The following is a 25,419-nucleotide window of genomic DNA, read 5'->3' on the forward strand; positions in this document are numbered from 1 at the left end:
TGGTGCTGTCGCACGTTGCCGGATCGAGAGTCTACTCGCCCAAACCCTCGCTCACGCAACGGGCTACCTTCTTGGCGTTTTCGTCTTCCTTGCTCGGCGCTGCGTGGCGACTTATATTCGGTCGGACTTTCCCGCCTCTCCGCTTCCCACCTGTGTACTGCGGACCAACTTGATGGCAGCTCCTCATCCCATTTTGCAGAGCGCGCGGCGCGAAGCCTTGATCGTGGCCAGTTTGTGGGTGGTGGCAGGAACCTGGTCGATCGGGTTCTGCTCCTGGAACGGCTATGGCGCGACGCCCGACAAGTTGCACTTCACGCTGGGATTTCCCACCTGGATTTTTTGGGGTGTGGCGCTGCCGTGGGTGCTGTGTGCCCTCCTCTCGCTGTTGATTGCCAATGTGCTGATGACCGACGTCGATCTGGGCGTGGAACCGGGCGAAGAAGAGGATCTGTTCGATGCCTGAGTTGTCTCTACTTTTGGGCCAAGCTACCGCTGCTTCCAACGCTGCTGCCGGCAAGGGCGCGAACTATGGCACGCTGATCGCGCTGATGATTTTCATTGCGGCGTCGGTCTGGCTGGGAACGCTGGCCCAGCGCGTCGTGAAAAAAAGCTCGTTCGTGAAAGGCTTTTTTCTCGGCAACCGCGGCTTGGGAGCATGGGCCGTCGCACTGACCGCGACCGTGCAAAGCGGCGGCACGTTCATGGGCTTCCCGTCGCTCGTTTATTCACACGGCTGGATTGTGGCGCTGTGGATCGGCAGTTATATGGTTGTGCCGATCACCGGCTTTGGTTTGATCGGCAAACGAATCGCCCATATTTCGCGGCACACCGGCGCCATCACCATGCCGGATCTGTTTCGGCATCGCTTCGGCAGCCCGACGCTGGGGCTGATCACTTCGCTGCTGATCATCGTCTTTATGTCGTCGATGATGGTCGCGCAATTCAAAGCGGGCGCGACGGTGATGAAGCTCGCAGCGCCCAGCGGTGAGTTTCTGTCGCTCAGCGAAGACGGCGATGCGGTTTCGCCGGAGACGAAGGATCAAGTCAAAGCCCAGCGCGAAGAGATCCTCTATTGGATCGGCCTCGGAGTGTTTTCGGTCACGGTTGTGGGCTACACGTTGATCGGCGGCTTTTTGGCTGCCGTTTGGACCGACCTGTTTCAAAGCGTGATGATGTTCATCGGCGTGTTAGCATTGCTGGTTCTGTCGTTGTACGCGGTGGGTGGATTAGAAAATGCCTCGCGCGGTGCGGTGGAGAGTACGCAAATTGCCGCGGACAATATTCCCCAGGCACGACTTGCGAAGGGGCTATCGCATGGACCACCCGTCGACGGAAACGCCGGACTGCGGATCATTTCTGGGCCTGGCTATTCGAAAAATCCCGACCATCAGTACTTGCCGCTGTCGCTGGCCATTTCCTTTTTCTTCTTCTGGCCAGCCACTGGTTTCGCTTCGCCGGCGAGCGTGACGCGGATCATGGCTTGCAAGGATACGAAGACGCTGCGGCGTAGCATTGTGCTGCTGTGTGCGTACAACCTGGGGATTTATCTGCCGCTGATTTGCATCTGTTTGTGCGCTCGCACGCTGATGCCGGATCTGGAAAAGTCGGACGAAGTGATTCCACGGATGGCGATGAGCATGACCGAAGGCTTGCCCGGCGGCTCGCTGCTCGCGGGCGTAATTCTCGCGGCGCCATTCGGGGCGATCATGGCCACGGTCAGTTCCTATCTTGTGGTGATCGCCTCGGGTCTGGTGCGCGATGTTTATCAGCGGTTCATCAATCCGCACGCGACCGATCGTGAACTGCAACGGCTGTCGCGGTTCGGCATGTTGGTTGTTGGCGTGATCGCGGTGGCGCTGAACATCAAGCCGGTCGCTTATTTGCAAACGCTGGTCGTCTTCGCTTCTGGCGGCGCGGGGGCATGCTTCATTGTGCCCTGTTTGATGCTCTGTTATTGGCGGCGAGCGACAGCAACTGGCGTGGGTGCGGCGATGATCAGCGGCGCAGTGACGATGATTTTCTTTTACGTCCTCGGTGCGCTGCCGCCATCCTGGGTTCCGTTTCTCCCGCAATATGCCATCGGCCCCGAAGCGGGTTTTCGGCCGTATTATCCGGCCGGTTTGGAACCGCTGATTTTCGGCGTGCTCGTCTCCTCGATTGTCGGCACGGTCGTGAGTTATTGCACCGAACCGCCGAGCGAGCATATCGTCGCGCCGTTGTTTGATGCTCCGCAAGAAGATCCCCATTTAAAAACCTCTCCCGCGTAAGGACTCTTCCCATGCGCTGCTGGCTGGCCAACGTTGCTTGGTTGCTTCTCGTCGTCAGTAGTGTCTCGCCAGCGCAGGGGCAGGCAACCACTGCTGCGCCGCCGCAGGTGGAGTTCACGCGACTCGTCTCCCATTGGCACGAGTACGATCATCCGGAATATCTCAATTTCATCGCCGAAGCTCAGCCAGAGATTGTGCAGCTTGGCGAGTATGGTGCGCACTTCTACAGCCTCGTCCATACGCCCGTTTACAAGGGTTACCCGGCGCATTTTCCGCTGCGGGGCATCAACGAATGTGGCGCTTGGTTTGAAGAGAAGAATCGTGAGATTCATGCCCGCGGCGGCAAGGTCATTGGTCATTTGAATGTGGAGTTTCTCGTCGGCGATCCGGAATCACCCGACGGGCCGACTGGTTTTTTCAAGTTCTACAACGAGCTCTGGGATGAGAAGGAACTCGGCCCGAAACCGGTCGCCGATCCGCTGCAGTTGCTCGAGCGCGGCAAAGACGGCATGCCGATCGGCCAAAAGGGTTACGAGATCGGCAAAATGCGCGAGTACTGGGCCTGCCTGCGAAATCCGCATTGGCAGAAGGTACTAAAGGCATGGGTCAAACGTGGCGTGGATCGGGGCGTCGATGGCTTCATTGCGAACTATTTCTATCGCCACGATTGCCACTGCGAGCATTGTCAAAAGAGCTTTCGTTCGTATCTCGCCGAGCGGCACACGCCCGAGCAATTGAAGGAGAAGTTCGCCATCGCCGATCTGGCCAGGCACGAGTTTAGCGAGATCGGCTATTGGCACCCGGTTGCGGATTCGACGCCGCTGAAGCGCGAAATGCTGCGCTGGTCGCAGATTTCGAACAAGCAGGTCTTCGACGAGGTCTTTCACCACTATGGCCGAAGCTTGAAGAAGGATCTCATCACGGCCCAGTGGAATCACATTAGTTATTTCAGCCAGATCGCCGGCGACGAGCGCTGCCTGCTCCCCGCCGAGTTGTGGGGCAAGGATGAGAGCTATCTGTGGTATAGCACCGGTGCTGCCGCCTGCTACACCGATCTAAAGGAAGGCTATCTCGGCGAAGGAACGCTGCAGGCCCGTTACATCCGCGGCATGTTCGACGACAAGCCGTTCACACTCGGCAAGTACGAAAACACCCGCATCCGCGCTGCCATCGCCGAACTGGCCGCGAACGGCGGTGCGCCGATGGGCTTTTATACGCGGTTCACCGATCCTGCCGCGCGCGAAGTGATCACCAGGTATTTTCAGTTCATGAAGCAGCACAACGACATCTATCACGCCGCTCGTTCGCAGGCTGAGGCAGTTGTCCTCTTTCCGCGGACGCAAGTTTTCGACGGCAACGTCGGCGCCGTCGATGATTTCAAGAAGAACGCCAATGCACTGCTCGATGCGCATGTGCTGTTCGACGTTCGCAGCGACGAAAAATCGCACGAAGATGCAGTGAAGCAATACAAGCACGTGGTTCGCAATGAAGGCGATGTGAAAAAAGTTCTCGCTGCCGAACGAAGCAAGTTCAAGGCTCCCGACACCGTGCGGGCATCCATGTCGCAGGTGTTCACCCTCGGCAACAAAGCCCCCGACCTGGTAGTGCACCTGGTCAACTACAATCGCGAGGAACCGCCCCGCGGCAAGGATGGCAAACCAAGTCCCGGCGGCGGCATTAAGGATGAAAAACCGATCGCCTGCGATGAAGTCGAGTGCGATGTGATTCTGCCGCAGAACGCCGAGGTGCGCGAGGTTATCGCCCTGTCACCCGAAGAGTCGGAGGGCAAGCCGCTGAAGTTTGAGGTGAAAGACCGCAGAATAAAATTCACTGCGCCGGGATTTCTGGTCTATCGCGTCGTGCGGATTGCAGTGAAGTAGTTCGTATTTGCGACCTCCCTCAATTTGCAATCTGCCATCTAAAATCGGCAATCAACCCAGAATCACTTCGCCTTACGGTTCAAGAACCACGTCAGGGCCAGCCAACCCAAGGCTTCGCCAGCCACCATCAAGCCGGCACAGCTCAAGCTACCTTTGAAGGCAATGAAGCCAGTGAGGGGAGTCACGACTGCCGCCGTCGCCAGGGTGGCGAACTTCGACAGCTGCCAGGCCCGCAGCGGATCGAGCGGTGGCTTGGCTTGGGGTTTGACGGTCAGCACGCGTCGGCTGGCGCGATAGGACTCAAACTCCTCGTCGCTCTCTTGGGGCGAGGCGAAATTCGTCGCGGCGACCGAAACGAAGAGGTACATCATGCCGGCCGCTGTGAAACCCACGATGGCAGGCAGGAGCAACAATTCCAACATCTGCTCGCCATCGAAGTTCAGCATCCGGCCGTGAAACGACCCACCAAAGGCCGCGCCGACAATGATCGCCATCACGCCATAAATCGTTTCCCAGCGACAACGATCGACCGCGGCCAGGTGCATGGTTCTCGCCGTGCGAGTCGACCTGACGATCGGCGTCACGGGCAACGGAGTGCCGATTGGCGCTTCGGCCTGCTCCGCGCCTGACAATTGTTGGTAGTCAGGCATCTGCCGCACGTAGAGATAAGGATCGTTCGGGCTCGCCTCGGGCTTTTTGGGTTTCCACAACAGCCAGCGGCCGGCAATCACGACGGCGGCGATCAGTACGCAGAATCCCGCAATGATGCCGATTCCCTCTATCGCCTTGCCGCCGTGCTTGACGTAATCGATGGCGCTGAAGATGACGGTGAGACCGATGATGTAGTACGCCGTCGTGCCGATGTCGCCAAGCAACTGCTTGCGTTGTTCGTAGCGAACGGTCGCTCTTTGAAAATGACCGCAGCGCGGGCAAGCGGCCAGATGCGGTTCGGTGAGCAAGCGTTTTAAGTTGCGAGCCGCGCGTTCTTGGGTCCGCTTTTGCACAAACTGGGCCGGCAAGATATCGAAGGGGCTCAGCACGCTGCCGACAGCCGTGCGCGGCTCCGTATCGACGAATGCATGCCGGCAAGCATCGCAGGTATACGGCAGGCAGGGCTCGCCCGTGGCAAACGAGTTGTGACGGACGAAAATGGGAACGCTAAACCCGCTCATATCGTAGTGCTCAGCCGTCCCCGAATTGGTCAATCGCCGCCAAGGCCTATTTCTACTCTCACTGAGGAGTATTCATTGTCAATTCGTAGAAGAGGTAACGCAACGTTGCGCCAGCGATGTGGAACCGGTTGTTCCGAATGAATGGATCACACCGGTGTGAGCTGCAGGCCGTTTGATTAGGTAGCCCGACGCGTGAGCGAGGGTTTGGGCAAGAGGACTCAAAAGATGGCAGCGTGCGACAGCACCATTCGCGGCGGCGGTTTATTCGCAAAGATCGATTCGCCCCCGCATCCGTTGTGCTGCCGCACGCTGGTGGCAGCCATCTCCACTCGCCCAAACCTTCGCCTCACGGCTCGGGCTACCTTTTCGTGCTGCGCACAATGACGTCCAAGGAAAGAATGTTTCCCAGCCTTAATGCATGTAGAATAGAAGACCCTTTAATTTGAGAGCGATGTTACTCTTGGTCCTTGGTCACTATTTTTATCTGTCGATCACCTGCCGAGTTATCTAATGGGGATGGGAACGGGGTACTGCCCGCATTGCGGTTTAAAATTCAATGCTCGCAGCACATCAATTGGCACGATGCGTCGCTGCCAAGGGTGCGGGCAGAAATTTGTGTTGCAAGCAACTTCATCAGGCTGCCTGCAAGGCATCTCGACGTTGCTGACGTTGGTCGGCATTGGTATAGTGACGCTCTTCGTATGTTGCGGCGGCATTGCTTATTTGTCTTCCGGCAATGCGCCTCAACCTCGCCCCAGCATCGCTCCTCACCAAGAGAAGTCTCAAGTAATTGTCAGCGCGTCAGAGAGTAAGCAGCCGCTGGATGTAGCGGTCTCGCCAAAGCCCCCGCCGCCTGACATTGCTACCGAGACTCCTCAGCCAACTCTTTCTCTTGCTAACGAGCCCGCAAGCGCAGAGTTGTATACGAGCCTCGACCGAAACTATGGGCTCCCTATTGCGAGTGTTGTTAGCACAGATGTGGTTGCTCAACTGCGAGCGACTGGTTTCACTGGCCCAGAGCCAACGCTGCATCCGAATGGCCTGCCTGATATCCCAGAAGCAAGGATCATACGCACCTGGCACTTGTCAAAAATGCTGCCCGAACATTCCGTCGAAGTTGACGTTATTGGCGACGACCGCGGTGCCATGCGCCGAATGGAACTCCACATTACCTCACTCGACGGCCAGCCCGCGAAATTGGTCGCCAAACGGGAAATCGCTGCTGTTACAGTGACACTTGCGCGGCCGCGCGCTTCGAAGTGGCTAATTGATAACGTTGGCCAAAATCGAACGGATAACTTCGACGGCCACAAGCTTGAATCGATCGCCAACTCTGACTTGGCATTGTCGTTTACGATTGCTGGTTCGCCCGTACGTTCTGCCTACGACTATCACAGCCCTCGCGAGTGGAAAGACGCAACTGGCGGTTTTAAGGTCACGGCGTCGTTCGTCAGTCTCACCAATGGTGTCGTCAAACTGCGAAAGGAAGACGGCAAAGTAATCGAGGTCCCTACCGAACGGCTTTCCGTGATTGACCAGGAATTTTTGAACTCACTGAAACATTAGCGAGCGATGCCAAGCTTATTGACGTCGTCTGTCGTTGATCCAGGCCTGATCTGCTTCTGAAAGGCGATCGAATTCAAGTTTGATTGGCGTGCCATCAAGCTTCTTGAGCGTAACCAGCGTTCCTTGCATTCCACCAAAGCGAGCCGTCACGGTAAAGCTGCCGGTGCGGTCGGTCCATACGCGAAGCAGTGGATCATCGGCAGATGCGGGAATAGGGCGAGTTTGTTTTGGCGGCTCGACTTTCGGAGGAGCACTGCTGCGCGGCAAGGACCGTTCCACAACGGGCGCCATCATGCTGATGTCGGTAACATCGCCTGTCCAGGCCGAGGATCGCGCCGTCGTACGCGCTGTAGTCCGAACACGAACGGCAGGGAGTTCTGGAGGGTCGGGCGATAAGACCGCGGTGCCCGGTGCGCTGCGCGTATGCGGCCGCACATAGGTCCCGTCACTTCGTGTATATCCTGAAACGTGAACACCGCCTGAACTCGGAGCAGAACTGCGTGGTTGGCTAGCGTACGTGCTGCGTCCACAGCCGCCCTTAACACCGGAACATGTGCCCCCAGCGACTGCGACACTAGGCGATAGCAGCAGTGCCAAAATCACAAGAGCAGTCCTCATGGATGGATCGCTCCGGCGATAACAATTCCCACGGAGATGATGACGGCTGCCAGAACGATGGACATGGCAATATTGCCTTGTTTGATTTCCTGCCATTCGTCGACTTTGGGAGTCGAGAGGTCAAACAATTTCAAGGCAATGATGATTCCGAGCCCCATTCCAATCGAACCGACAATCGCCCAGCCAAAAGTAATTGCGTAGGCCGTGAATATCGACATAAATCCCTCGGTGGTGGCAGGTCTATTGAGAGGGTTATGCTACCACGCGTCCCAAGGAATTCAATAAATTGCATTCAACCTTTCGGTGAATAGTTTCTCCTACCCTCTCAACCCTACAATCGCATCGTCGTGATAAATATGATGCGGCCGATTGCTCTCATCGCGCCAGGCGGAGACGGCGGGGATGCCTAAGGCGCTGTAGATGGTGGCGGCCATTTGCTCTGGCGTTTGAGGATCGCTGTGAGGATAGCCGCCGATGCGGTCGCTGCTGCCGATGATCGTGCCGCCGCGCACGCCGCCGCCGGCGAACCAGACGGTTTGAACCGCGCCCCAGTGATCGCGGCCGGGAAGCTTCGAACCGGTTAGGCCGAAGACGCGCGGGGTGCGGCCGAACTCGCCGGCCATCACGAGGAGCGTATCGTCGAGCAGGCCGCGCGTTTCTAGATCGTCGAGCAAGGCAGAGACGGCTTGGTCGGTGGGCGGGAGGAGGAAATTCTTGAGGTTTGGGAAGATCGATTGGTGATTGTCCCAGGCTTCGTTGTTGCCGAGGTTGACCTGCACCAGCGACACGCCCGCTTCGACGAGTTGCCGGGCCATCAGCAGCGAGCGGCCGAAGCTGTTGCGGCCGTAGGCGTCTTGCAGTTTTTCGGGAGCCAGCGTCACGTCGAACGCGCTCTGCGTCTTCGGATCGGCGAGGAGCGAAATGGCCGACTGGCGAAAGCGATCGAACTGTTGCACGCCGGCCGCGGCTTCGAGCTCTCCGCGCTGCGTGTCGAGCAGTTTGCGTAAATGCTGGCGATTGGCAAAGTCGGTTTGCGATAGGCCCTGCGGCAGCGCGAGATTCGGCGCTTGAAAATCAAGCTTCGAATCGGCACGGCCCGTTTCGTGATGAAATTCGTAGGTCGGATAAGCGCCGTACGTCTTCGCATTGAAGGGCGAAGCGCTGATGAACCACGGTTCGCGCTTTGGCCCCATCAAACCGGCGAACTGCCCGGGTATGACGCGGCCCGTCCGGTGAATCAGCTTCTCTGGCAATACGACTGCTGGTGGCAGGTTATTCGCCGGGCGCATCGCGTCGTTCGCAATGGCAGCGATCGACGGCCAATCACTGGGCATCGGCTTCGACGGATTAAAGCCGACCGGCATCGGCGAGCGGCCGGTGAGCATCACATGATGACCCTGCGAGTGCTCGTTGTAGGGATGCGTCAGCGAGCGAACGACGGCCCACTTGTCGGAGCGGGCGGCGAGCAGCGGCAGGTGTTCGCAGATCTGCAAGCCGGGCGTCTTGGTGCTGATCGGTTTGAATTCGCCGCGCACACTTTCGGGAGCGTTCGGCTTCGGATCAAAGCTATCCTGCTGAGCGAGGCCGCCGGAGAGAAAGATGTAGATGACTGCTTTGGCCCGCTTGGTCTTGGTGCCGGCAGGTGGAAACTCGTCGCCCGCCGCGATGAGCGGAGCGAGATGATTCATGCCGAGTCCGAGGAGCCCGATGCTGCCGGCCTGAATGGCAGTGCGGCGTGTAAGAGGGTGGACGTGCATATTTTTCAGCTCCTGCGCGACCGTAGGGTGGGTCGAGCGTATTCGCGAGGCCCACCGCAAACCATGGTGGGCCTCGCGGAGTACCGCTCGACCCACCCTACATCTTCTACGAAGGGATCGCGAACAGGTGGATCGGGGATTTATTCGACAGGTACTTGCCGTCTTTCACCGGACGGCCGTTGCCGTTGCTGCCGGCGTTGGTGGCGGCGACCGCGAAGCGCTTGCCGTCCGGGTGCCAGCTGATGCTGTGGGGATTGGCGAGCTTCTTTTCGGTGAGGAACGGGGCTTTCTCTTCGGGCCGCACGTAGATGAGCTGCCCCTGGCCGGGCGTGCCGTAGGTGATGAGCGAAAGGAACCCTTCCTCGTGGAAGTGGAGATCGCAGACGTTCACATCCTGCTCGGCGCCGAGCGTAAATTTTGTTTTCAGTTCGCCGGTGGCAACATCAAAGATCAGCAGCGTGGGAATGCCGACCACCGTGCCGCCGTTCTTCGGCGCCACGCCACCGACCGCGAGCGTTTTCGCTTCCTTGTCGAGAGCCAGGCATTGCACGCCGCCGCAATCTTGCAACCGCGACAAAACGAAGAGGACACTGCCGTCGAACTTCTTAATCAGTTCGCCGCTCGGTTTGATCCAATGCACGATCCCCTTCGCATCGCCGAGCAGCAGCGTGCCATCGGGATGAAAGCGGACGACGCGGGGATCTTCGGCGATGGTGATTTCGTGCTGTAGCTTGCCGTCCGCCGTCGACCATATTTTCAATTTGTGATCGATGGCGGTGCTGGCGACGAGCTTGCCATCGGCGCTAACGGCCAATTCGCGCACCCAGCCGTCGTGAGCTTGTTCGTTCTGCCAGACGATCTCGGGCTTCTCGCCAACGAGACTTTTCCAGCAGACGAGCTTGCCCCACGAATCGGCCGTGAAGAGCTGATCTTCATGGAAGGCGATCCCTTCGACCCAGCCGTGATGACCTTCGAGCGCCGGCAGTTCTTTGAACTCTTCCGTCTCGAAATTCCAGCGGCGAACCTTCGCATCGTAGCCGCCGGCGACGAGCACTTTGCCGCACGGGCTAAACCGCGCAGTAGAAACCTGCGGATCGGCTTCGAGGACTTTGAATTGCTTCGGTTGATATTTTTTGAGGAGTTCGGGAGTTTCGATCATGGCTGGGGGTCCTGTGGGGGGCTTGGGATTAGGGACTAGGGGCTGGGGAAATGCGAAGACAAAACTATCTTGTCTTTCCCCAGTCCCTAGCTCCCAGTTCCCAGTCCCTGCCTACGAGAGCAATTCCTTCACTGCGTGCATTTCGTCGTGAGCCAGCGGCAACGGCTGGCCCATGTTGTCGTATTCGGTTTTCTTCGAGTCGATGCCGAGAGCGGAATACCACGTGTGGAAGAGGTGGCCGATATCGTGCTCGTCGCCGTCAACGTAGGTGCCGACGTCGTTTGTTTTGCCGACGCAGATGCCGCGGTTGAGACCCGTCCCCGCCATCGCCACCGACCACGCTTCCGGCCAGTGGTCGCGGCCGATGTGGCCGTTGATCCGCGGCGTGCGGCCGAACTCGCTCATGGTGATCACCAGCGTGTGCTCGAGCATGCCCCGCTCGGCGAGATCTTCGATCATCGCGGCAAAGGCTTGATCGAACCGCGGCATGAGGCTGAGATGGCCATTGAAATTGTCGCCGTGCGTGTCCCAGCCGTAGCTGTTCACTTTGACGAACGTCACTCCGGCCTCAAGCATTTTGCGGCCTTGCAGCATGTGCCGACCGAATTCGTGCGTGCCATAGCGCTCGATGTCTTTCGGATCGAACTTTGAAGTGTCGAACAAATCCTGCCGCTTCATCAGCGTGCGGGCGACGTCGTAGACATATCCCTGCGCATCGCCGACTTGCTTGCGCCGACCCTCGGCGTATTTCGCGTTGGCGAGCTTGCGAAGTTCGTTGCGCTCTTCATCAATCTCGGGTGTGATCTCGGCGTTGAGGGGCAGATTCTCCGGCGGCTTGCCGTCGCCGAAGGCAATGCAGCCGTACTTCGGGCCGAGGAAACCGGCGTCGGTGTGAATGAAACCGCTGCTGCCTGGCTTGATCCAAACATAGGGAGGCAAGCCGCTGTCGCCAGCGCCGAGCAATTTCGCCACCGCACTGCCGAAGAACGGATAAGTCACGCCGCGATTCTTCGGATCGCCGCGCTGAATCCGCGCGACACCCGCCGAGTGCGAATTGTCCTTGGTGCAAACACTGCGAATCACCGCCAGGTGATGCATCTGCTTCGCCGTCTTCGGCATCAGCTCGCTGATGTGAATGCCGGGGACCGAAGTCGGAATCGCCCGGAACGGCCCGCCGAAAAGCGTGTTCGGTTTCGGATCCCAACTCTCCAGCTGACTCATGCCGCCGTCGATCCAAACGAAGAGAACCTGCTTGTGCTTCTTCTTCACTTCGTCGGCAATGGCGGGCGAGAGCAGGCTGTGGGGACCGATGGTACTTGCGCCGAGCGCCGCGCTTCCCGCAAGCGCGCTACCGAGAAGTTGGCGGCGCGAGAGGGTGTGTTCCCAGGGCTTGCAGAGGGGGTTTTGCATAGTCGCGTTTCCGTAGGGTGGGTCGAGTGCACTCACGAGGCCCACCGGATCGACGTTGATTTGCACTTCATGGTGGGCCTCGCGACAGCATTTTTCAAATGCTGTCACTCGACCCACCCTACATTAGTGATTGATCCCGAATTCATTCGAAGCGAGCAAACTCCACGCCAACGTGCGAATCGCTTCCGGCCGATTATCGGCGTGTTTGGTTAAATAGTCGGCGACGGCTTTCTTCTCTTCAGCGCTGGGCTGGCGAGTCAGAATGCTGAGATAGAGTTCGTCGGCGAAAGCATTGCCATCGGTGAGCTTGTCCAAACGGGCGGCGAGGTTGTCGCCCTGGGGTTTGAGCCAGCCGATGACGCTGGGATCGTTCAAAAGAAACAACGCTGCCCGCACTGACGGCGCGTGTTCGACTTCGGGCTCGCGAGCAGGCAGGGCGAAGGCCTTGTCGAACTTGGCTTGCAGTTCGGTGAGCGGTTTTGCTTCGGTAACGGTGCTCGCCATGCCGGTGGCTTGCAACATGCTTTGCAGGAGCTGTTCCGACGAGAGCGGCTTTTCGAGCGCGACGCGATACGAATGCAGCGGCACTTTGTCGGTTTCAAAATTCGCCAGCGTGCTCCGTTGATACGTTTTCGTGAGGGCCAGCTCGCGAAGCAGCCAGCGCATGTCGAACTCGTGCCCGGCGAGTTCATCGGCCAGCAGTTCGAGCAGGGCAGGATGCGACGCTGGATTCGCGCTATGCATCAGATCAAGCGGATGAACCTGACCGCGGCCCATCATCAGCCACCACAGTCGATTGGCGATGTTCTTTTTGAAAAGCGAATTCGTCGGCACGGGCAATTGTTCCGACAGATTTTTTAGCGCACTGAATTTCACTTTGCCGGGCTTCTTCGTTTTCGGATCGGGAGCCACTTCCCATTCCTGTCCCTTCTCAAACGTCGGCAGCGAGACTTCTTCGAGCCCCGGCAACTTCGGCCCGACGGTTTTTGGTTCCTTGACAAAGACCGACATGAACTCGACTTTTTTCAGCAGCGGCTTCTCGACAACGGCGGGATACTTCACATCGGTCCGCAAGCCCACCTGGCTGATGTAGGCGAACATGCCGTGGTAGTGCTCTTGCTTATATTCATCGATGAAGAGATGGTCGTGGCACTGAGCACATTGCACATCGACGCCGAGCAGCAGCCGACCAACGTCGCGCACGAGGGCGGGCACATCGACCGGATTCTGGCCGTAGCTCTCGAGTCGCTTCGAGAGGAACAGCGCACTGCCGCGGGTCGCTTCGTTGTCGGCATCGGGGTTGAGCAGTTCGCGGACGAAGACATCCCAGTGCTTGTTCGACTTCACCGATTCGCGAAGCCACTTCCGCCATTCCTCGTGATCGCCGAGGCGCTCGGTGAGCATCACGTGCAGCACTTGCTCCAGGCGGCGAACATGATCGTCGCTGGCGAGGAGCTTGTCGATCAGCTTGGTTCGCTTGCCCTCGTCTTTGTCGTCGATGAAGGCAGCCGCTTCGTCGCGCGTGGGAATGCGGCCGGCGAGATCGAGATAAATGCGGCGAACGAATTCGGAGTCGTCGGCGGGGGCAGCCAGCTCACCGCCGGCTGCGGCTTCGATGGCGGCATCAATGCGCTGATGGAGCGAATCCTGCGCGGCAACGATCGCCGAACAGCAAATGACCAAACCAATAGCCAGCGAACGGCAACAAACCAGGACGGGCATGGGAGGGACCTCGGCCAGGCAATCAAGGCGGGATTTTTGGCGGGCTCGCATCAACTGCGACAGATGCCAGTCTAATGAATCTCGTCGGCTGGGGGAAAGAAGAATCTGGTGAAAAAGGTGGGGAACGGGCTAGGAGCTGAGAACTAGGGGCTGGGGAGGCAGAAAAAGCAAAAAATCTCTGAAAGGTCCATCCCCGGCAGTACATTACATGTAAGCGTCTTTCCTTCTGGATTCTGACTTCTCACTTCCGCCTTTCCCCGATGGCCGCGACCACTTCACATCCGACCGCCGCAGCGCTGCTCGCCTATGGGCAGGGGCGGCTTTCGCCGGGGGAGATGTCGGCCATCGAAACGCATCTGGCCGGGTGCGACAGCTGCTGCGAACTGCTGGCCGCGACGCCCGACGACACGCTGATGATTCGGGCTCGCGAAGCGGCGACCAGCGGCTTTCGGGCTCATCAAAAAACGGTTCCCAGCCAACCGGCCAGCCCGCGCGAGATTCCGCAAGCCTTGAAGGATCATCCTCGCTATCGCGTGCTTGGTTTGATCGGCGCCGGCGGCATGGGGGCGGTTTATAAAGCCGAGCATCGGAAGATGGAACGGCTGGTCGCGCTGAAGGTCATCAACCCGGCGTTCGTTTCCAGTCCAGCCGCTCTCGAGCGCTTCGAGCGCGAAGTGAAGACCGCGGCCAAGCTCTCGCATCCGAACATCGTCGCCGCCCACGATGCCGACGCGGCCGGTGATCTCCACTTTTTGGTGATGGAGTTCGTCGAAGGAATGAGCCTTGATCGGTTCGTTGCCTCCAAGGGGCCGTTGCCGCCGAATGTCGCGGCGAACTTGATTTGTCAGGCCGCCAACGGACTGCAGCACGCGCATGAAAAAGGAATGATCCATCGCGACATCAAGCCGCAGAACTTGATGCGGACGCGCGATGGCAGCTTGAAGATTCTCGACTTCGGCCTCGCGCGACTTGCCAGCCAGGCTTTGCAAAGTTCGCCAGGCGTGATCGAAGAACTACCGGAGCGCCCCGCCGATGCCACGCGCGCGGGTTCGCTCCTCGGCACGCCCGATTACATCGCGCCGGAGCAAGCCACCGACGCACACCTGGCCGACATTCGTGCCGATATCTATAGCCTTGGCTGCACGCTTTATTTTTTGCTCACGGCCGAACCGCCGTTCATCGGCGGCACGATGCTCGACAAGCTGCACGCCCACAAAACGTGCGAGCCCACGCCGATTCGGCTCCGCCGGCCTGAAATTCCCGAAGAACTGATCGCCGTGCTCGAGCGGATGATGGCCAAGGATCCCGCCGATCGTTTTGCTCGCCCTGCTGATTTGGCGAAGGCATTGAAACCGATCGCGAATGCCCGGCCTGCAGCGACTGCGCCGCAAAACAGTGAAGTCAAAGTTGCCGTCGCGCCGTCGCCGACCGTTGCTGACGCGACAACCGCTCCTGCCGCCGAAGAGTTTTCGCTCGACCTCGTTACAACTCCGTCACTGTCGCCCAGCAAGACATTGCCTGCACCGAAAAAGAAAACCGAAGACGTTTCTCCTTGGCTGTGGGTCGGCGCTGCCGGCACGGCAGTGTTGATGATCGCCACATGTGCCTGGCTTCTCCTTGGCAATAACGGCAAGCAGCCGATTGCCAAGCAAAACGAAGTACCGAAACAGGAAGAGCAACAGCAGACGAAGAACGAAACTACACCGCCGAAGGTGACGAAGAAAAACCAGAGCAGCACAAAACAGTCGCAGGGAAACAATCAGAAGAATGTCGTGCCGACGCCGACGAGTCCGAAAAGAGTGCTGATGCTCCTGCCGCAGAACGAACTCTACTATCCCGACTACATCAACACGCGCAACAACCTGCCGCGTTCCATCCAACTCGTGACAGCCGCTGAGAAGAAAGAACCCGTCGGCTTTCTACGATTTCCGGGCGATGCCACGCCCGATCCCATCACGCCTGATCTGGCCCTGTCCGATGGGGTGAAGGCCGCCGACTACGCCACGATCATCTTCGTCGGCGGCAAAGCTCCCGAGCTCTGCACCGGTTCGGCTGGCCGCCAGGTGCGTCGGCTGCTCACTGAATTTCAGCAACAGAAAAAACCGATCACCGCGATCTGCGCCGGCCAGCATGTGCCCGCGTTCCATGGTTACTTCGGCGCCGACCGCCGCGTGGCTGGCGGCCCGCACGTCAACGACCATCCCGACTTTGCCCGCACGCAAGCCACTCGCAAAGGCATGGGTGTCGAAGCCGAAGACAACATTCGCGACCGCAGTCGGCTGATCACCGCCGCCACAGCGTTCGACGGCAAAGACTTCGCCTGGAAAATCGCCGAAGCCATCAACGCGCCGTATCCGTAGCCCGTCTTCAGGAAGCCCGAGCCGTAAGGCGAAGGTTTGAGCGCGAAGACGCCAGGTCAACTAACGTGCGGCAGCACCAAAAAGCGGCGGGGCGTATGCGCCTCCAAACTCATCGCGCCAACACTGCTGCGAGTTCACCCAGCATCATGCAGGTGGCTCCCCAGATGGCGCGATTGGCGATTTGGAAGTGCGGCGCTGTGAAGGCCAGGCCGTGGCGGTCGATGTGAGTCGTGCCGCGGGCGGCGGGATCGAAAAGACTAGTGAGAGGGACTTCGACGACCTCGGCAACTTCGCCGGGGTTGGGTTGCCAGGTGGGGGGATCGAAGCACAGGGCGAGGTGCGGGCGAACGAGGACGTTGCTGACCCAGACATAGATCGGCGAGAGCTCGCCGACGACGCGCACTCGATGAGACACTTCGCGCGGAGCGAGTTCTTCGGCGTATTCGCGCAGCGCGGTTTGCTGACTTGATTCGCCGGCTTCGACCATACCGCCGGGAAGGCCGACTTGTCCCGCGTGCGATTTCATGTGCGTGGGTCGCAAGATCGCCGGCAAGTACCAGGAGTTGTTTTTCGGATAGAGAAGCAGCAGCACGGCGGCTTCGCGAAACTCGCGGGTCGTCGGACCGAAGTGCCGGCCGAAGGAAAGTTGCGGCGAGAAGGGCGTTTGACTCGCGCGGCCCGGCAAGCCGCGGGCGATCTGCTCGGCTAAGTGATCGGCGAGTTGCTCGGCCGACATCGCAAGTGCGGCGGGCATGACGAAGTTGCTGTTACTCATGGCCCCACCTTTGGCAGAGGGGGCACGGCGTACACTTCATAGGCCGGGTTCTGAGCGTGGACGGCGGGATAGACACGCGGAAAATTCAAGCCGCGTTTGGCTCGCGTCCGATCGAGCACGATGTACTTCACATTGTATTTATGCGCGATGGCGAGCAGCCGCGGCTCGATGTGCGCGGCCAAGTCATCTTCGAATGTGGCTCGCGGATAAACCTCATCCATGGCGGCTTTCCACTTTGCGAGGCCCGCGGCGTCTTGCGGCACGTCTTTCCAGTTCACTACTTCAGGCCGCTGGGCATACCACTTAAAGGTCTGCTGCCGCCGCGGCGTGAGGAAACGCGCATCGCTCGGCGTTTCGTACTTGATCCACAAACAAACATCCTGCCAGCGCTCAAATAACTCCGGCAGCAGCATTTCGGCGACCGCCTGTTCGTCTTTGGTCGCGGGAGTCTGCGTTGGTTTCGGCTGCAGGAACGCGGCTGGCACGCGAACTTCATTGCGCTGCTGCACCGTTAGCGCGACATCTGCACCGACAGCAACAATTGCCAGAAAAACCAAGACCCCAAAGACCGCCGGCCGTGACTGTTGGCGGCGAGAGATTTCTTGCGCGAGCGCGATGGCGACACTGGCCGCGAGCATGGTGTCGCTGAGGCGAAACCAATAGTAACGGAGCAACTTTGCGGCCAGCTCGCGCTGATAGAGGAGCGATTGATCGATGATCGCGCCACAGAGTCCCATCAGCACAGCGCCGAGCGTGAAGATGTGGAGCGCTCGGAGTCGCACATCGTGCCGTTGTTGCCAGGCGAGCACGGCCCAGGTGATGAGCAGCACCAAGTGGCGGGCCATGAAAAAATGATCGAAGCGGTGAAAGACCAAATGATGGCCGAGGCGTTCGAAGACGTAGGCGGTGGCTGCTTCGCGAGCGACATCCGATTCGACGCCGCGGTTGAGGAGCACGGCGGGGAGCAGGCCGGGCAATGAGAGAATAAATCCGCCGATCACAGCAGGAGCCATTCGCCACAGACTGGGCGTTTCGGCCTTCGGCTTCAAAAACAATTCGATCAGCCACACGCCGCCGAGGAGCAAGCAGCCCCAACCGCCGATCAGCACGTGAAAGGCCGCAGCCGTTCCCATCAGCAGCCAGGCGGGTGTCCACCGCCGGCGCACGAGGCATTCGAGCGATAGAAAAAAGAATACGTAGGAAAAGCTCTTCGCTTCGATGCCGCCGATGATCCATTCGCCGGCGAGATGAAACCAGCGCGTGAAGATCAACAGCAGGCCGCCGCTGAGAATCGAAAACAAGGGCTTTGGCACGAGGGCCACGCTCAGCCGTTGCCACGACCAGGCGAGGAGCAGCCAAGTCACGCCGCGGCCGATCCAAGCCGTCGCGGTGAGCGAGCAGAATTTCGTCACCCAGCCAAAGCACCAATAAAACGTCAGGTGAGCATCGGCAGATTCCAAAAAGAGATCGCCGCGGCACCAAGCCGGATCCCAATAGTGTTTGGCCTTCGGCAGGTAATGCGATTCGCCAACGCCCGGCGGCGGCGAACCGGCGATCAGAAAAAACAGCAGCAGAATGAAGAGTGTCTCGACGGCGGCCAGCTTCCAGCCGTAACTGCGCACCGCGCCGGAATCGATTACTTCCAGCAGCGGGGGAGAAGGGCGCGAGATCACAGGAATCAGGAGGGTTTTGGGAAACGAGGTGGGAATCGTCAACGACTGTGCGGCGGAATATTTCAAACTAATCCCTCGCCCGGAAAGTCGCCAGTCAGTAGGACGGGCTTCGCAGCACTTCGATCCTCCCATTTTCGCCGGGCGCTGGGAGTTCGCCTTACCGAATGCCCGCGGCGACCGACAGGGGCGGGGTTGCTGACTTGCGAGCAAAGAGTGCTCTCAGCCGCCAGCCGAGCGTAACAGCGGCGGCCGACATGGCGATGGCCGCAATCAGATTCATCCACCAACGCGACTGAGGTGGCGGCACCATTTCGCGATCCGGGAGTTCGGTTTCGACCGCCAATTTTCCGTCCTTCAGCGTAACCGCGTATTGCGTCGTCTTGCCTGATTTACTCTTCTCGACGATCGTGCTGGGAGGATTGATTTTCACGCTGAGGACTCCCTCGGCTTCGTCGGTCAGCCATTTCAGCGAAGGATCTTTCTTGACTCGGCTGGCAAATTCTTCGCGCTTCATCGCGAGGAGTTGAAAATCTGTGATCCGCCGTTCTGACCTCAATTGAAAGGATTCTGAATCCTTAATCTCGACGTATGTGTGCGGGTGAACTGGACCGCCGTGGAAAGTCAGGAACCGCAGGTGGAACACGTACTCCTTGTTCAATTCGTCAACGCCCGTGAATTTGACTGATGGCTGGGTGTAAGTGAAATTGTTCGGGAGGGGGAGATCTGCCCAGGCGATCGGTTGCGAGCAAACAGCCAGTAGGAGTGCGACCAGAAGCGTAAATCGAGAGCGCATAGCGGCTGCCTTCCTAAATGAACTCGCGCGAGGGTGCTATCGATCACTATACCCGTTTGCGACGGTGCGGTGCTGTTGACGTGCTGCCCTGTGACTTAGGGACAAAATGGCCAGCCGTTGTTGCAGTTCCGGCTTTTGTTGGCTGCCTCAGGTGGCAGGCAGAAGACCGGCTAAAGTTGGGACTCCAACATTTCCACTACTAATTCTGTCGCGCTCGTCATTTACCGCCGCTTCACTTACCGGGGGTTTCAGCGGTATACTGCGGAAACGGGCGCGGCGGCATCGATGAGTAGCAGTTTAATCGGGTACTCCCGGCATTTTTCGGGTACTCCCGGTATTTAACGGGTGGGACGAAAGGGAATCGCATGGCAGAAGTTGCCAAGGGGTCGGACAAGCCAATCGACGGAATCAAACTAGCAGAGCCAGCCCATGTGCGCCTGGGAGGCAAAGAATTCGACCTGCCGGTTGTCATCGGGACGGAAAATGAACGGGGCGTCGACGTTTCGAAGCTGCTCGCCTCGACCGGGCACATCACGCTCGACGACGGCTATGCGAACACTGGTTCGTGCACCTCGGCGGTCACGTTTTTGGACGGCGACCGCGGCATTCTGCGGTATCGCGGTTATGCCATCGAAGAACTCGCGCAGGGCTGCGACTTTTTGGAAGTTGCCCACCTGCTGATCTACGGCGAATTGCCCACGCAGGCGGAACTCGAAACGTTCCGAAATTCGATTCGCCGCCACACGATGATTCACGAGGAAATGCGGGCCTTTTACAACGGCTTTCCGCGCGACGCCCACCCGATGGCGATTCTGTCGTCGGTGGTCAGCGCCCTCTCAACCTTTTATCAAGACTCGCTCGATCCAATGGATCCACGGCAAGTCGAAGTTTCGATCCACCGCCTGCTCGCCAAGCTGCCAACGATCGCGGCTTATAGCTATAAGAAATCGGCCGGTCAGCCGTTCATCTATCCGCAAAACGATCTGACCTACTGCCAGAACTTTTTGCAAATGATGTTCGCCGTTCCTTGCGAACCGTATGAGTTCGATGCCGATGCGGTGGCCGCGCTGAATCTGCTCCTCATCGTCCACGCCGATCACGAGCAAAACTGCAGCACCTCGACGGTGCGGATGGTTGGTTCGTCGAATGCCAATCTCTTCGCGTCGATCTCGGCAGGCATCAGTGCGCTGTGGGGTCCGCTGCACGGCGGAGCCAACGAAGCCGTGGTGCAAATGCTCGAAAAGATCATTGCCGACGGCGGCGACGTCGGCAAATCGGTCGCCATGGCGAAGGATAAGAAGAGCAACTTCCGCCTGATGGGTTTTGGCCATCGCGTTTATAAGAACTTCGATCCCCGCTGCAAAATCATCAAGCAAGCCTGCGACAAACTGCTGGCCAAGCTCAAGGTCGACGACCCGCTGTTTCACGTTGCTCAGCAGCTCGAACAAGTGGCCCTTAGCGACGAATACTTCATCGAGCGCAAGCTGTACCCCAACGTCGACTTCTACAGCGGCGTGATCTATCGGGCCCTCGGCATTCCGATGCAGATGTTCACGGTGCTATTCGCCATGGGCCGGTTGCCCGGCTGGATTGCCCACTGGGTGGAAATGCACAAGAGCCCCACGAAGCGGATCTATCGCCCCCGGCAGATCTATACCGGTGCGCCCGAACGCGAGTTTAAGTCGATCGAGAAGCGGTAATCGGGCTTAACCCGTAAATGGCAGCGGGGTATGATGGCTGAGGCGATTTGAGCCGCCAGTCCCTCACCCCTGCCCTCTCCCCGGAGGACCGAGGAGAGGGAGTTCGGAATTTGATTTCCTAATCTCTTCATCTCTAACCTCTAGCCCCTTCCCCGCCATGCCCCTCGTTAAGTTCACCAAAGAGAAGAAAGAAATCGAAGTTCCCGTCGGGGCCAACCTGCGGAACGAAGCCATCAAGGCCGGCATCAACCTGAACCAAGGTTTGAACGGCATTGGCGCTTCGGTCAATCGGTTTATGAACTGCAAAGGGATGGGCATGTGCGGCACCTGCCGCGTGCTGATCACCGCCGGGATCGAAAACACCAACAAGCTGACGATGGCTGAGTGGTTGAAGTTCAAGACGGTTCTTCCCACGCCAGTGCCGGATCCGATCCCCGCCCTCGCTTACATCGGCCACGAAGAAGAAATGCGGCTCGCCTGCTGCACGGTGGTCCAAGGCGATATCACGGTTGAGAGCGGGCCCGAAGTGAATCTGTTCGGCGAGAACTTCTTCAGCTAGGTTCGTTTACGTTTCACGAGACGCGGGGTTAAACTCGCAGCTCGGCCCCTCACCCCAACCCTCTCCCCGGAGTACCGAGGCGAGGGAGTAATACAAACGGTGAGTTGAGTGAAGCAAGTCCTCGCTGTCGTCAAACCGCATCTGGCAGAGCCTGTGATCGAAGCGCTGCTGCGAGCGCCGGTCGAGGCTCTCACCGTTCGCGAAGTCCGCGGCTATGGCCGGCAAAAGGACTATCTGAACCAATACGGCGAGACAGAGTACGCGCTCGCCTTTCTCCCGAAGCTCGAAATCGAAGTTTGGGTCGACGACAGTCGGCTGCAAGAAGTGCTCGAGCTCATTCAGCAAACCGCCAGCACCGGCCGTTTAGGCGACGGCAAGATCATGGTGCTGCCAGTTAAGGCATTTCACCCGCTGGGCTAAAGCGACCTGCGGATAGCATCGATTGCTTCAGCAATCGACGTCGCGCCAGCGAAAAGAGGCACAGCTATATTCGTCAGTGCCGCAAGCGAACCCGGCTTTAATTTCCAGCCTGAAAAGTTCGCCGATGGCGAACGTCGCTCAAGCTGCGACGTTCAACAGGATGCCTCTTGTCGCTGCGCGACATGGATTGCGGGGCGCAATCCATGCTAACTAGTCGACCGGTCCGCGATCACGATAGACCGCTTCCTGCAACCACGTGCTCGCCGCGGTTTGCAATCGCTTGAGATCGGTGAGGAGTTCGGTCCCTTGACGTTCGACCTTCGCACGCTCGTCACCGATCTTGGCTTCGTCGCTGCGAACTCGCGAAGCCTTCTCGGCGAGCAAGTGCAGATTGCGGCGAAAGTCTTCGTGTCGCTGCAGCAGCTTCTGCTCGCATTCGACCATCTGCTGCACGTGCGATAGCAGCTCATTATCGGACTTCGCGATTTCCGTAAAATCGGAATGCAGCCCTTCGAAGAAAGGACTCAACTGCTCGGCTACATCGTCGGCCGTGTCTTGAACCGCATTGATCCAGGCGACTAACTCGCCAGACAACACTGGAGTGAGCAGTGCGGTCTCGAGTTTGTCGACGTGTGATTTCAGATCTACATCGGACTGATGCTTCAAATCTTGCGTCATGTTGCATCTCCCTTCCTGCGAAAAAGCAGCCTGGCAGACATGCAGCCAAGCTGGCTTGGTTGCGGCCAGAACACTCTCCACGCTGCGTGCGAGGTTAGCCTCACACGCGGAGAATGTTGCCGGACGCGAATCGCTGAGGAGGAGTTGCAACTCGTGGGCCATTCCGTGGCGAGTCAGGGAGTGACTCGCCTGCGGTTAGCGACGCAGCGTCTGAATCCCTTGCGAGGCGCTCTCAGCCGTCGGCGCAGGATAGAAGGGCTGTTGCTGGGCATTCGCTGGTCCCAGCTGCTGGGCCGCGGGCCGCGGTTGCTGCGCCGCGTTCACGTGATACGAGAAGAACGACGTGGGCTCGTGCATCTCGGCGTGCCACGGATAGTCGAACACGTTGCGATAGTTGTACGGCCGGCGATAGTAAGTGCCCGAGAACGCCGGATAGCGGTTCATGTGCCGATCGGCGCCGTAGCAACCGTATTTCGGGTTGTAGCAGCTTTGCGGCATCATCCAGTGCGGCTGCTTGTATTTCGAATTGCCGCCGCCGCAGGAATCGCAGCCGCCGCCATGAAAGCCAGCCTGCGCGACTTGCGAATCGATCGCGGGCTGCGCGGCCATCTGCGCGTTCATGTGCGTGGACATCGGATAGCCGTCACCGCCAGCGAGTGCGAGCACGGTCAACAACAAAGCATGCATGGATGAACTCCGCAGCGAGAGTCGAAAGCGGGATCCGGGACGGGACCCGTTGGTTGGCAATAAGCAATACTCAGCACTCATTGCATCGACCCGCGAAGACGGAGTTTCGATTTTCTTTGGCAGGACCTGCGAAAGCGGCAAGGGCTGCAAAGTTTCACAATCTGCCTGCTTTCAGCGGAGATCAGGCCTGTGATAGCACTTGAGGCGTGAACGTTTTCGCCCAAACGTTAAACCTTAAACCTCAAACTTTGAACAAATTGACTCGGCTTTTAACAGCCCGAGACACTCGCGCAGCAACGGTCCGCTAGGCCCATCGGCACAGCCGTTACAACCGGACGCGTTTCACAAGATTTCCCGGCGTTAAGGCTGATTTGCGTTCGGTAAAGTTTGCCATCCGACTAGCGTGGAAGTTAACAGCACTGCGCAACTTTGCAACACTTCGGCGACAGTTTGTCGCAGAGAAATGTGGTTTTGCCGAGCAGTCATGTTGCTGTGACTACACAGTTTGTCAGAAATATTTCCTTGAGTGCAGTGCTCTTCGCGCTGGATTGATGGTGCTCCGATGACGACTTCCGCCTTGATCAGCCTGACTCGTGATCAAAACCTGATTTTCGAATTGCAAGCGCAGCTCGAAGGGAAGTTTCAGGTTTTTCCATGCGACTCGCTCGCCACGCTGCCGTCGACGCTAACGGCTCATCCGGCCGCACCGGTCGTGGTCCACTTGGGCCAAGAGACGCTCGGCGAATATTCGGCAGGACGCTTTGTCGCCGAACTCGACGAAGCCGTCGAGAACTCGCCCGTCTATGGCTTGCTCGCCAAGGACTGCCCGCCGCGCTTACAAAAGCTGGCCGAGAAGTCGATCGATCATTGCGTGGCCATGCCTATCGATTACGAACAGCTCCGCAAACTGCTGGCCAATCGGCAAGACATCGAAGGCGAGCTGCAAGGCTTTTGGAGCCAGATGCCGCACAAGGAACTGCACGGCCGCAGCCGGTCGCTGATCACGTTCACGCCCGAAATGTTCGACACGATGGAAGAGATCAAGGTCGCTGCCCGGCACAACGTGACCGTGCTGCTGATCGGCGAAACCGGTAGCGGCAAGACGTTTCTCGCCAAGCTCATCCACGAACTGAGCGAACGTCGCGAAGATCGCTTCTGCAACGTCGCCTGCGGTGCGTTGCCGCCTGATCTGATCGAAAGCGAACTCTTCGGTTATGTGAAAGGCGCGTTCACCGGCGCCGATCGCGACCGCGAAGGAAAATTCGCCGCCGCCGGCCGCGGCACGCTGTTGCTCGACGAAATTGACGTGCTGCCGATGGAACAGCAAGCCAAGCTGCTCCGCGTGATCGAGACCGGCGAATACGAACCGGTCGGCAGCAACGAAACGCAATACAGCCAGGCTCGCCTCATCGTCGCTTCGAATTACAACCTCGAAGAGCTCGTTCGCAGCGGCAACTTCCGCACGGACTTGTACTATCGCTTGAACATTCTCAACTTCCACTTGCTGCCGCTCCGTCAGCGTCCGTGGGATATCGAGTATCTCATTCGTAAGTTCGCCGTCGATCACAGCCGAACGCACTCGATCCCGCTCCGCTCGATCGATCAAAGCTTTTTCGAAGCCCTCCGCGCTTACAACTGGCCGGGCAATGTCCGCGAAATGGAAAACGTCGTTCGCCGCGCGGTGCTGTATTGCCAACGGGGCGTGCTGACCGTCAACGACCTGCCGACCTCCATTCGCCAGGCCGTGCAAGGTCAGATGCTGCCGCAATATCAGTCGATCAGCCACGAACTGCCGCCGATCGTCGTGCCGGAAGAACGCTATCCGCTGACGAACATCTCGGGCCCGATTCCGGTCGGCATGGGCGTTCGTCCGCGCACGCCAAACGCGCCGCCGCAAATGCATCGGCCTTCGTCGTCGCCAATGCCGCTGCCGCAACAGCCTCACAACATGCCGACCTATGCCGGTTCTTATGCGTCCTCTCAGTCAGCGCACGAACCGCAATCCATGGGCCCCATGATGAGCCCCATGAGCCAAGCTCGCGTCGCTACTTCTGGCAGCGCGTCGCTCGAAGCCCGCGTCGATGTGCTTGAACAACGCATCATCGAAGACGCCCTGCAGCGGAACAACTTCCGCCGCAAGGAAACCGCCGCTGAACTCGGCATCAGCCGCGTAACCCTCTACAACAAGATGAAGAAATTCGGTTTGCTGTAGGCCGTTTCACG

Annotated in this window: 21 protein-coding genes; 9 read left to right on the forward strand and 12 right to left on the reverse strand. The window is 58.7% G+C overall.

All coding sequences use genetic code 11. From position 1 onward, the window contains the following. The first annotated feature begins 172 nt into the window (after positions 1 to 172). Genes M9Q49_RS30380 through M9Q49_RS30390 form a run of 3 tightly spaced genes read left to right on the forward strand, consistent with a single transcriptional unit; the run spans position 173 to position 4,147 of the window. Positions 173 to 463, forward strand: a complete 291-nt coding sequence (locus M9Q49_RS30380) for a DUF997 family protein (protein ID WP_254513060.1) — start codon at positions 173 to 175, stop codon at positions 461 to 463. After that, a complete protein-coding gene (locus M9Q49_RS30385) occupies positions 456 to 2,267 on the forward strand; it encodes a sodium/pantothenate symporter (RefSeq protein WP_254513061.1) in 1,812 nt (603 codons plus the stop codon). The genes M9Q49_RS30380 and M9Q49_RS30385 overlap by 8 nt, the downstream gene beginning before the upstream one ends. Positions 2,268 to 2,278: 11 nt before the next feature. Beyond that, positions 2,279 to 4,147 (forward strand): hypothetical protein, encoded by a 1,869-nt coding sequence (locus M9Q49_RS30390; RefSeq protein ID WP_254513062.1) that lies wholly within the window; start codon positions 2,279 to 2,281, stop codon positions 4,145 to 4,147. A 62-nt stretch (positions 4,148 to 4,209) separates the two neighbouring features. Here the strand turns inward: M9Q49_RS30390 and M9Q49_RS30395 are convergent, their stop codons facing one another. Beyond that, positions 4,210 to 5,319, reverse strand: coding sequence for a hypothetical protein (locus M9Q49_RS30395; protein WP_254513063.1), 1,110 nt, complete (start codon positions 5,317 to 5,319; stop codon positions 4,210 to 4,212). 582 nt (positions 5,320 to 5,901) lie between these two features. On the opposite strand from M9Q49_RS30395, the gene M9Q49_RS30400 reads away from it, so the two are divergent. Further along, positions 5,902 to 6,885 carry an SHD1 domain-containing protein gene (locus M9Q49_RS30400; protein WP_254513064.1) on the forward strand — a complete coding sequence of 328 codons (984 nt, stop codon included), beginning with the start codon at positions 5,902 to 5,904 and terminating at the stop codon, positions 6,883 to 6,885. Between the two features lie 15 nt (positions 6,886 to 6,900). Here M9Q49_RS30400 and M9Q49_RS30405 read toward each other — a convergent pair whose 3' ends face one another. The 6 genes from M9Q49_RS30405 to M9Q49_RS30430 all read right to left on the reverse strand — a co-directional run bounded on the left by M9Q49_RS30405 (position 6,901) and on the right by M9Q49_RS30430 (position 13,551). Further along, positions 6,901 to 7,179, reverse strand: a complete 279-nt coding sequence (locus tag M9Q49_RS30405) for an SHD1 domain-containing protein (RefSeq protein WP_254513065.1) — start codon at positions 7,177 to 7,179, stop codon at positions 6,901 to 6,903. Between the two features lie 320 nt (positions 7,180 to 7,499). After that, complete coding sequence (locus M9Q49_RS30410) at positions 7,500 to 7,721, reverse strand: DUF350 domain-containing protein (RefSeq protein ID WP_254513066.1); 222 nt, start codon at positions 7,719 to 7,721, stop codon at positions 7,500 to 7,502. 99 nt (positions 7,722 to 7,820) lie between these two features. Beyond that, on the reverse strand, positions 7,821 to 9,260 hold the full coding sequence (locus M9Q49_RS30415) for a DUF1501 domain-containing protein (RefSeq protein WP_254513067.1): 1,440 nt from the start codon (positions 9,258 to 9,260) through the stop codon (positions 7,821 to 7,823). A 106-nt stretch (positions 9,261 to 9,366) separates the two neighbouring features. Beyond that, positions 9,367 to 10,419, reverse strand: a complete 1,053-nt coding sequence (locus tag M9Q49_RS30420; protein WP_254513068.1) for a WD40 repeat domain-containing protein — start codon at positions 10,417 to 10,419, stop codon at positions 9,367 to 9,369. A 111-nt stretch (positions 10,420 to 10,530) separates the two neighbouring features. After that, a complete protein-coding gene (locus tag M9Q49_RS30425; RefSeq protein ID WP_254513069.1) occupies positions 10,531 to 11,829 on the reverse strand; it encodes a DUF1501 domain-containing protein in 1,299 nt (432 codons plus the stop codon). Positions 11,830 to 11,952: 123 nt separating this feature from the next. Further along, entirely contained in the window at positions 11,953 to 13,551 is a 1,599-nt protein-coding gene (locus M9Q49_RS30430) for a DUF1549 domain-containing protein (RefSeq protein ID WP_254513070.1), read from the reverse strand. A 260-nt stretch (positions 13,552 to 13,811) separates the two neighbouring features. Here M9Q49_RS30430 and M9Q49_RS30435 point away from each other — a divergent pair, with 260 nt between their 5' ends. Further along, on the forward strand, positions 13,812 to 15,911 hold the full coding sequence (locus M9Q49_RS30435) for a protein kinase domain-containing protein (RefSeq protein WP_254513071.1): 2,100 nt from the start codon (positions 13,812 to 13,814) through the stop codon (positions 15,909 to 15,911). Positions 15,912 to 16,020: 109 nt separating this feature from the next. Here the strand turns inward: M9Q49_RS30435 and M9Q49_RS30440 are convergent, their stop codons facing one another. The 3 genes from M9Q49_RS30440 to M9Q49_RS30450 all read right to left on the reverse strand — a co-directional run bounded on the left by M9Q49_RS30440 (position 16,021) and on the right by M9Q49_RS30450 (position 18,873). Then, on the reverse strand, positions 16,021 to 16,686 hold the full coding sequence (locus M9Q49_RS30440; RefSeq protein ID WP_254513072.1) for an NUDIX hydrolase: 666 nt from the start codon (positions 16,684 to 16,686) through the stop codon (positions 16,021 to 16,023). Then, positions 16,683 to 18,425 (reverse strand): DUF6798 domain-containing protein, encoded by a 1,743-nt coding sequence (locus tag M9Q49_RS30445; RefSeq protein ID WP_254513073.1) that lies wholly within the window; start codon positions 18,423 to 18,425, stop codon positions 16,683 to 16,685. Before M9Q49_RS30445 ends, M9Q49_RS30440 begins: the two co-directional genes overlap by 4 nt. A 91-nt stretch (positions 18,426 to 18,516) precedes the next feature. Beyond that, complete coding sequence (locus tag M9Q49_RS30450; protein WP_254513074.1) at positions 18,517 to 18,873, reverse strand: hypothetical protein; 357 nt, start codon at positions 18,871 to 18,873, stop codon at positions 18,517 to 18,519. A 644-nt stretch (positions 18,874 to 19,517) separates the two neighbouring features. Between M9Q49_RS30450 and M9Q49_RS30455 the strand changes: the two genes are divergently transcribed. The 3 genes from M9Q49_RS30455 to M9Q49_RS30465 all read left to right on the forward strand — a co-directional run bounded on the left by M9Q49_RS30455 (position 19,518) and on the right by M9Q49_RS30465 (position 21,831). Then, entirely contained in the window at positions 19,518 to 20,852 is a 1,335-nt protein-coding gene (locus M9Q49_RS30455) for a citrate synthase (RefSeq protein WP_254513075.1), read from the forward strand. Positions 20,853 to 21,009: 157 nt separating this feature from the next. Next, a complete protein-coding gene (locus M9Q49_RS30460; RefSeq protein WP_254513076.1) occupies positions 21,010 to 21,411 on the forward strand; it encodes a 2Fe-2S iron-sulfur cluster-binding protein in 402 nt (133 codons plus the stop codon). Between the two features lie 108 nt (positions 21,412 to 21,519). Beyond that, positions 21,520 to 21,831, forward strand: coding sequence for a P-II family nitrogen regulator (locus tag M9Q49_RS30465; RefSeq protein WP_254513077.1), 312 nt, complete (start codon positions 21,520 to 21,522; stop codon positions 21,829 to 21,831). A 210-nt stretch (positions 21,832 to 22,041) separates the two neighbouring features. Here the strand turns inward: M9Q49_RS30465 and M9Q49_RS30470 are convergent, their stop codons facing one another. Together M9Q49_RS30470 and M9Q49_RS30475 are read right to left on the reverse strand one after the other, a co-directional pair. After that, on the reverse strand, positions 22,042 to 22,509 hold the full coding sequence (locus tag M9Q49_RS30470) for a hypothetical protein (RefSeq protein WP_254513078.1): 468 nt from the start codon (positions 22,507 to 22,509) through the stop codon (positions 22,042 to 22,044). Between the two features lie 195 nt (positions 22,510 to 22,704). Further along, positions 22,705 to 23,196 (reverse strand): hypothetical protein, encoded by a 492-nt coding sequence (locus M9Q49_RS30475; RefSeq protein WP_254513079.1) that lies wholly within the window; start codon positions 23,194 to 23,196, stop codon positions 22,705 to 22,707. Between the two features lie 562 nt (positions 23,197 to 23,758). On the opposite strand from M9Q49_RS30475, the gene M9Q49_RS30480 reads away from it, so the two are divergent. After that, on the forward strand, positions 23,759 to 25,408 hold the full coding sequence (locus tag M9Q49_RS30480; protein ID WP_254513080.1) for a sigma 54-interacting transcriptional regulator: 1,650 nt from the start codon (positions 23,759 to 23,761) through the stop codon (positions 25,406 to 25,408). Positions 25,409 to 25,419: the final 11 nt, after the last annotated feature.

The sequence above is a fragment of the Anatilimnocola floriformis genome, assembly GCF_024256385.1.
GTDB classification, from domain to species: Bacteria; Planctomycetota; Planctomycetia; order Pirellulales; family Pirellulaceae; genus Anatilimnocola; species Anatilimnocola floriformis.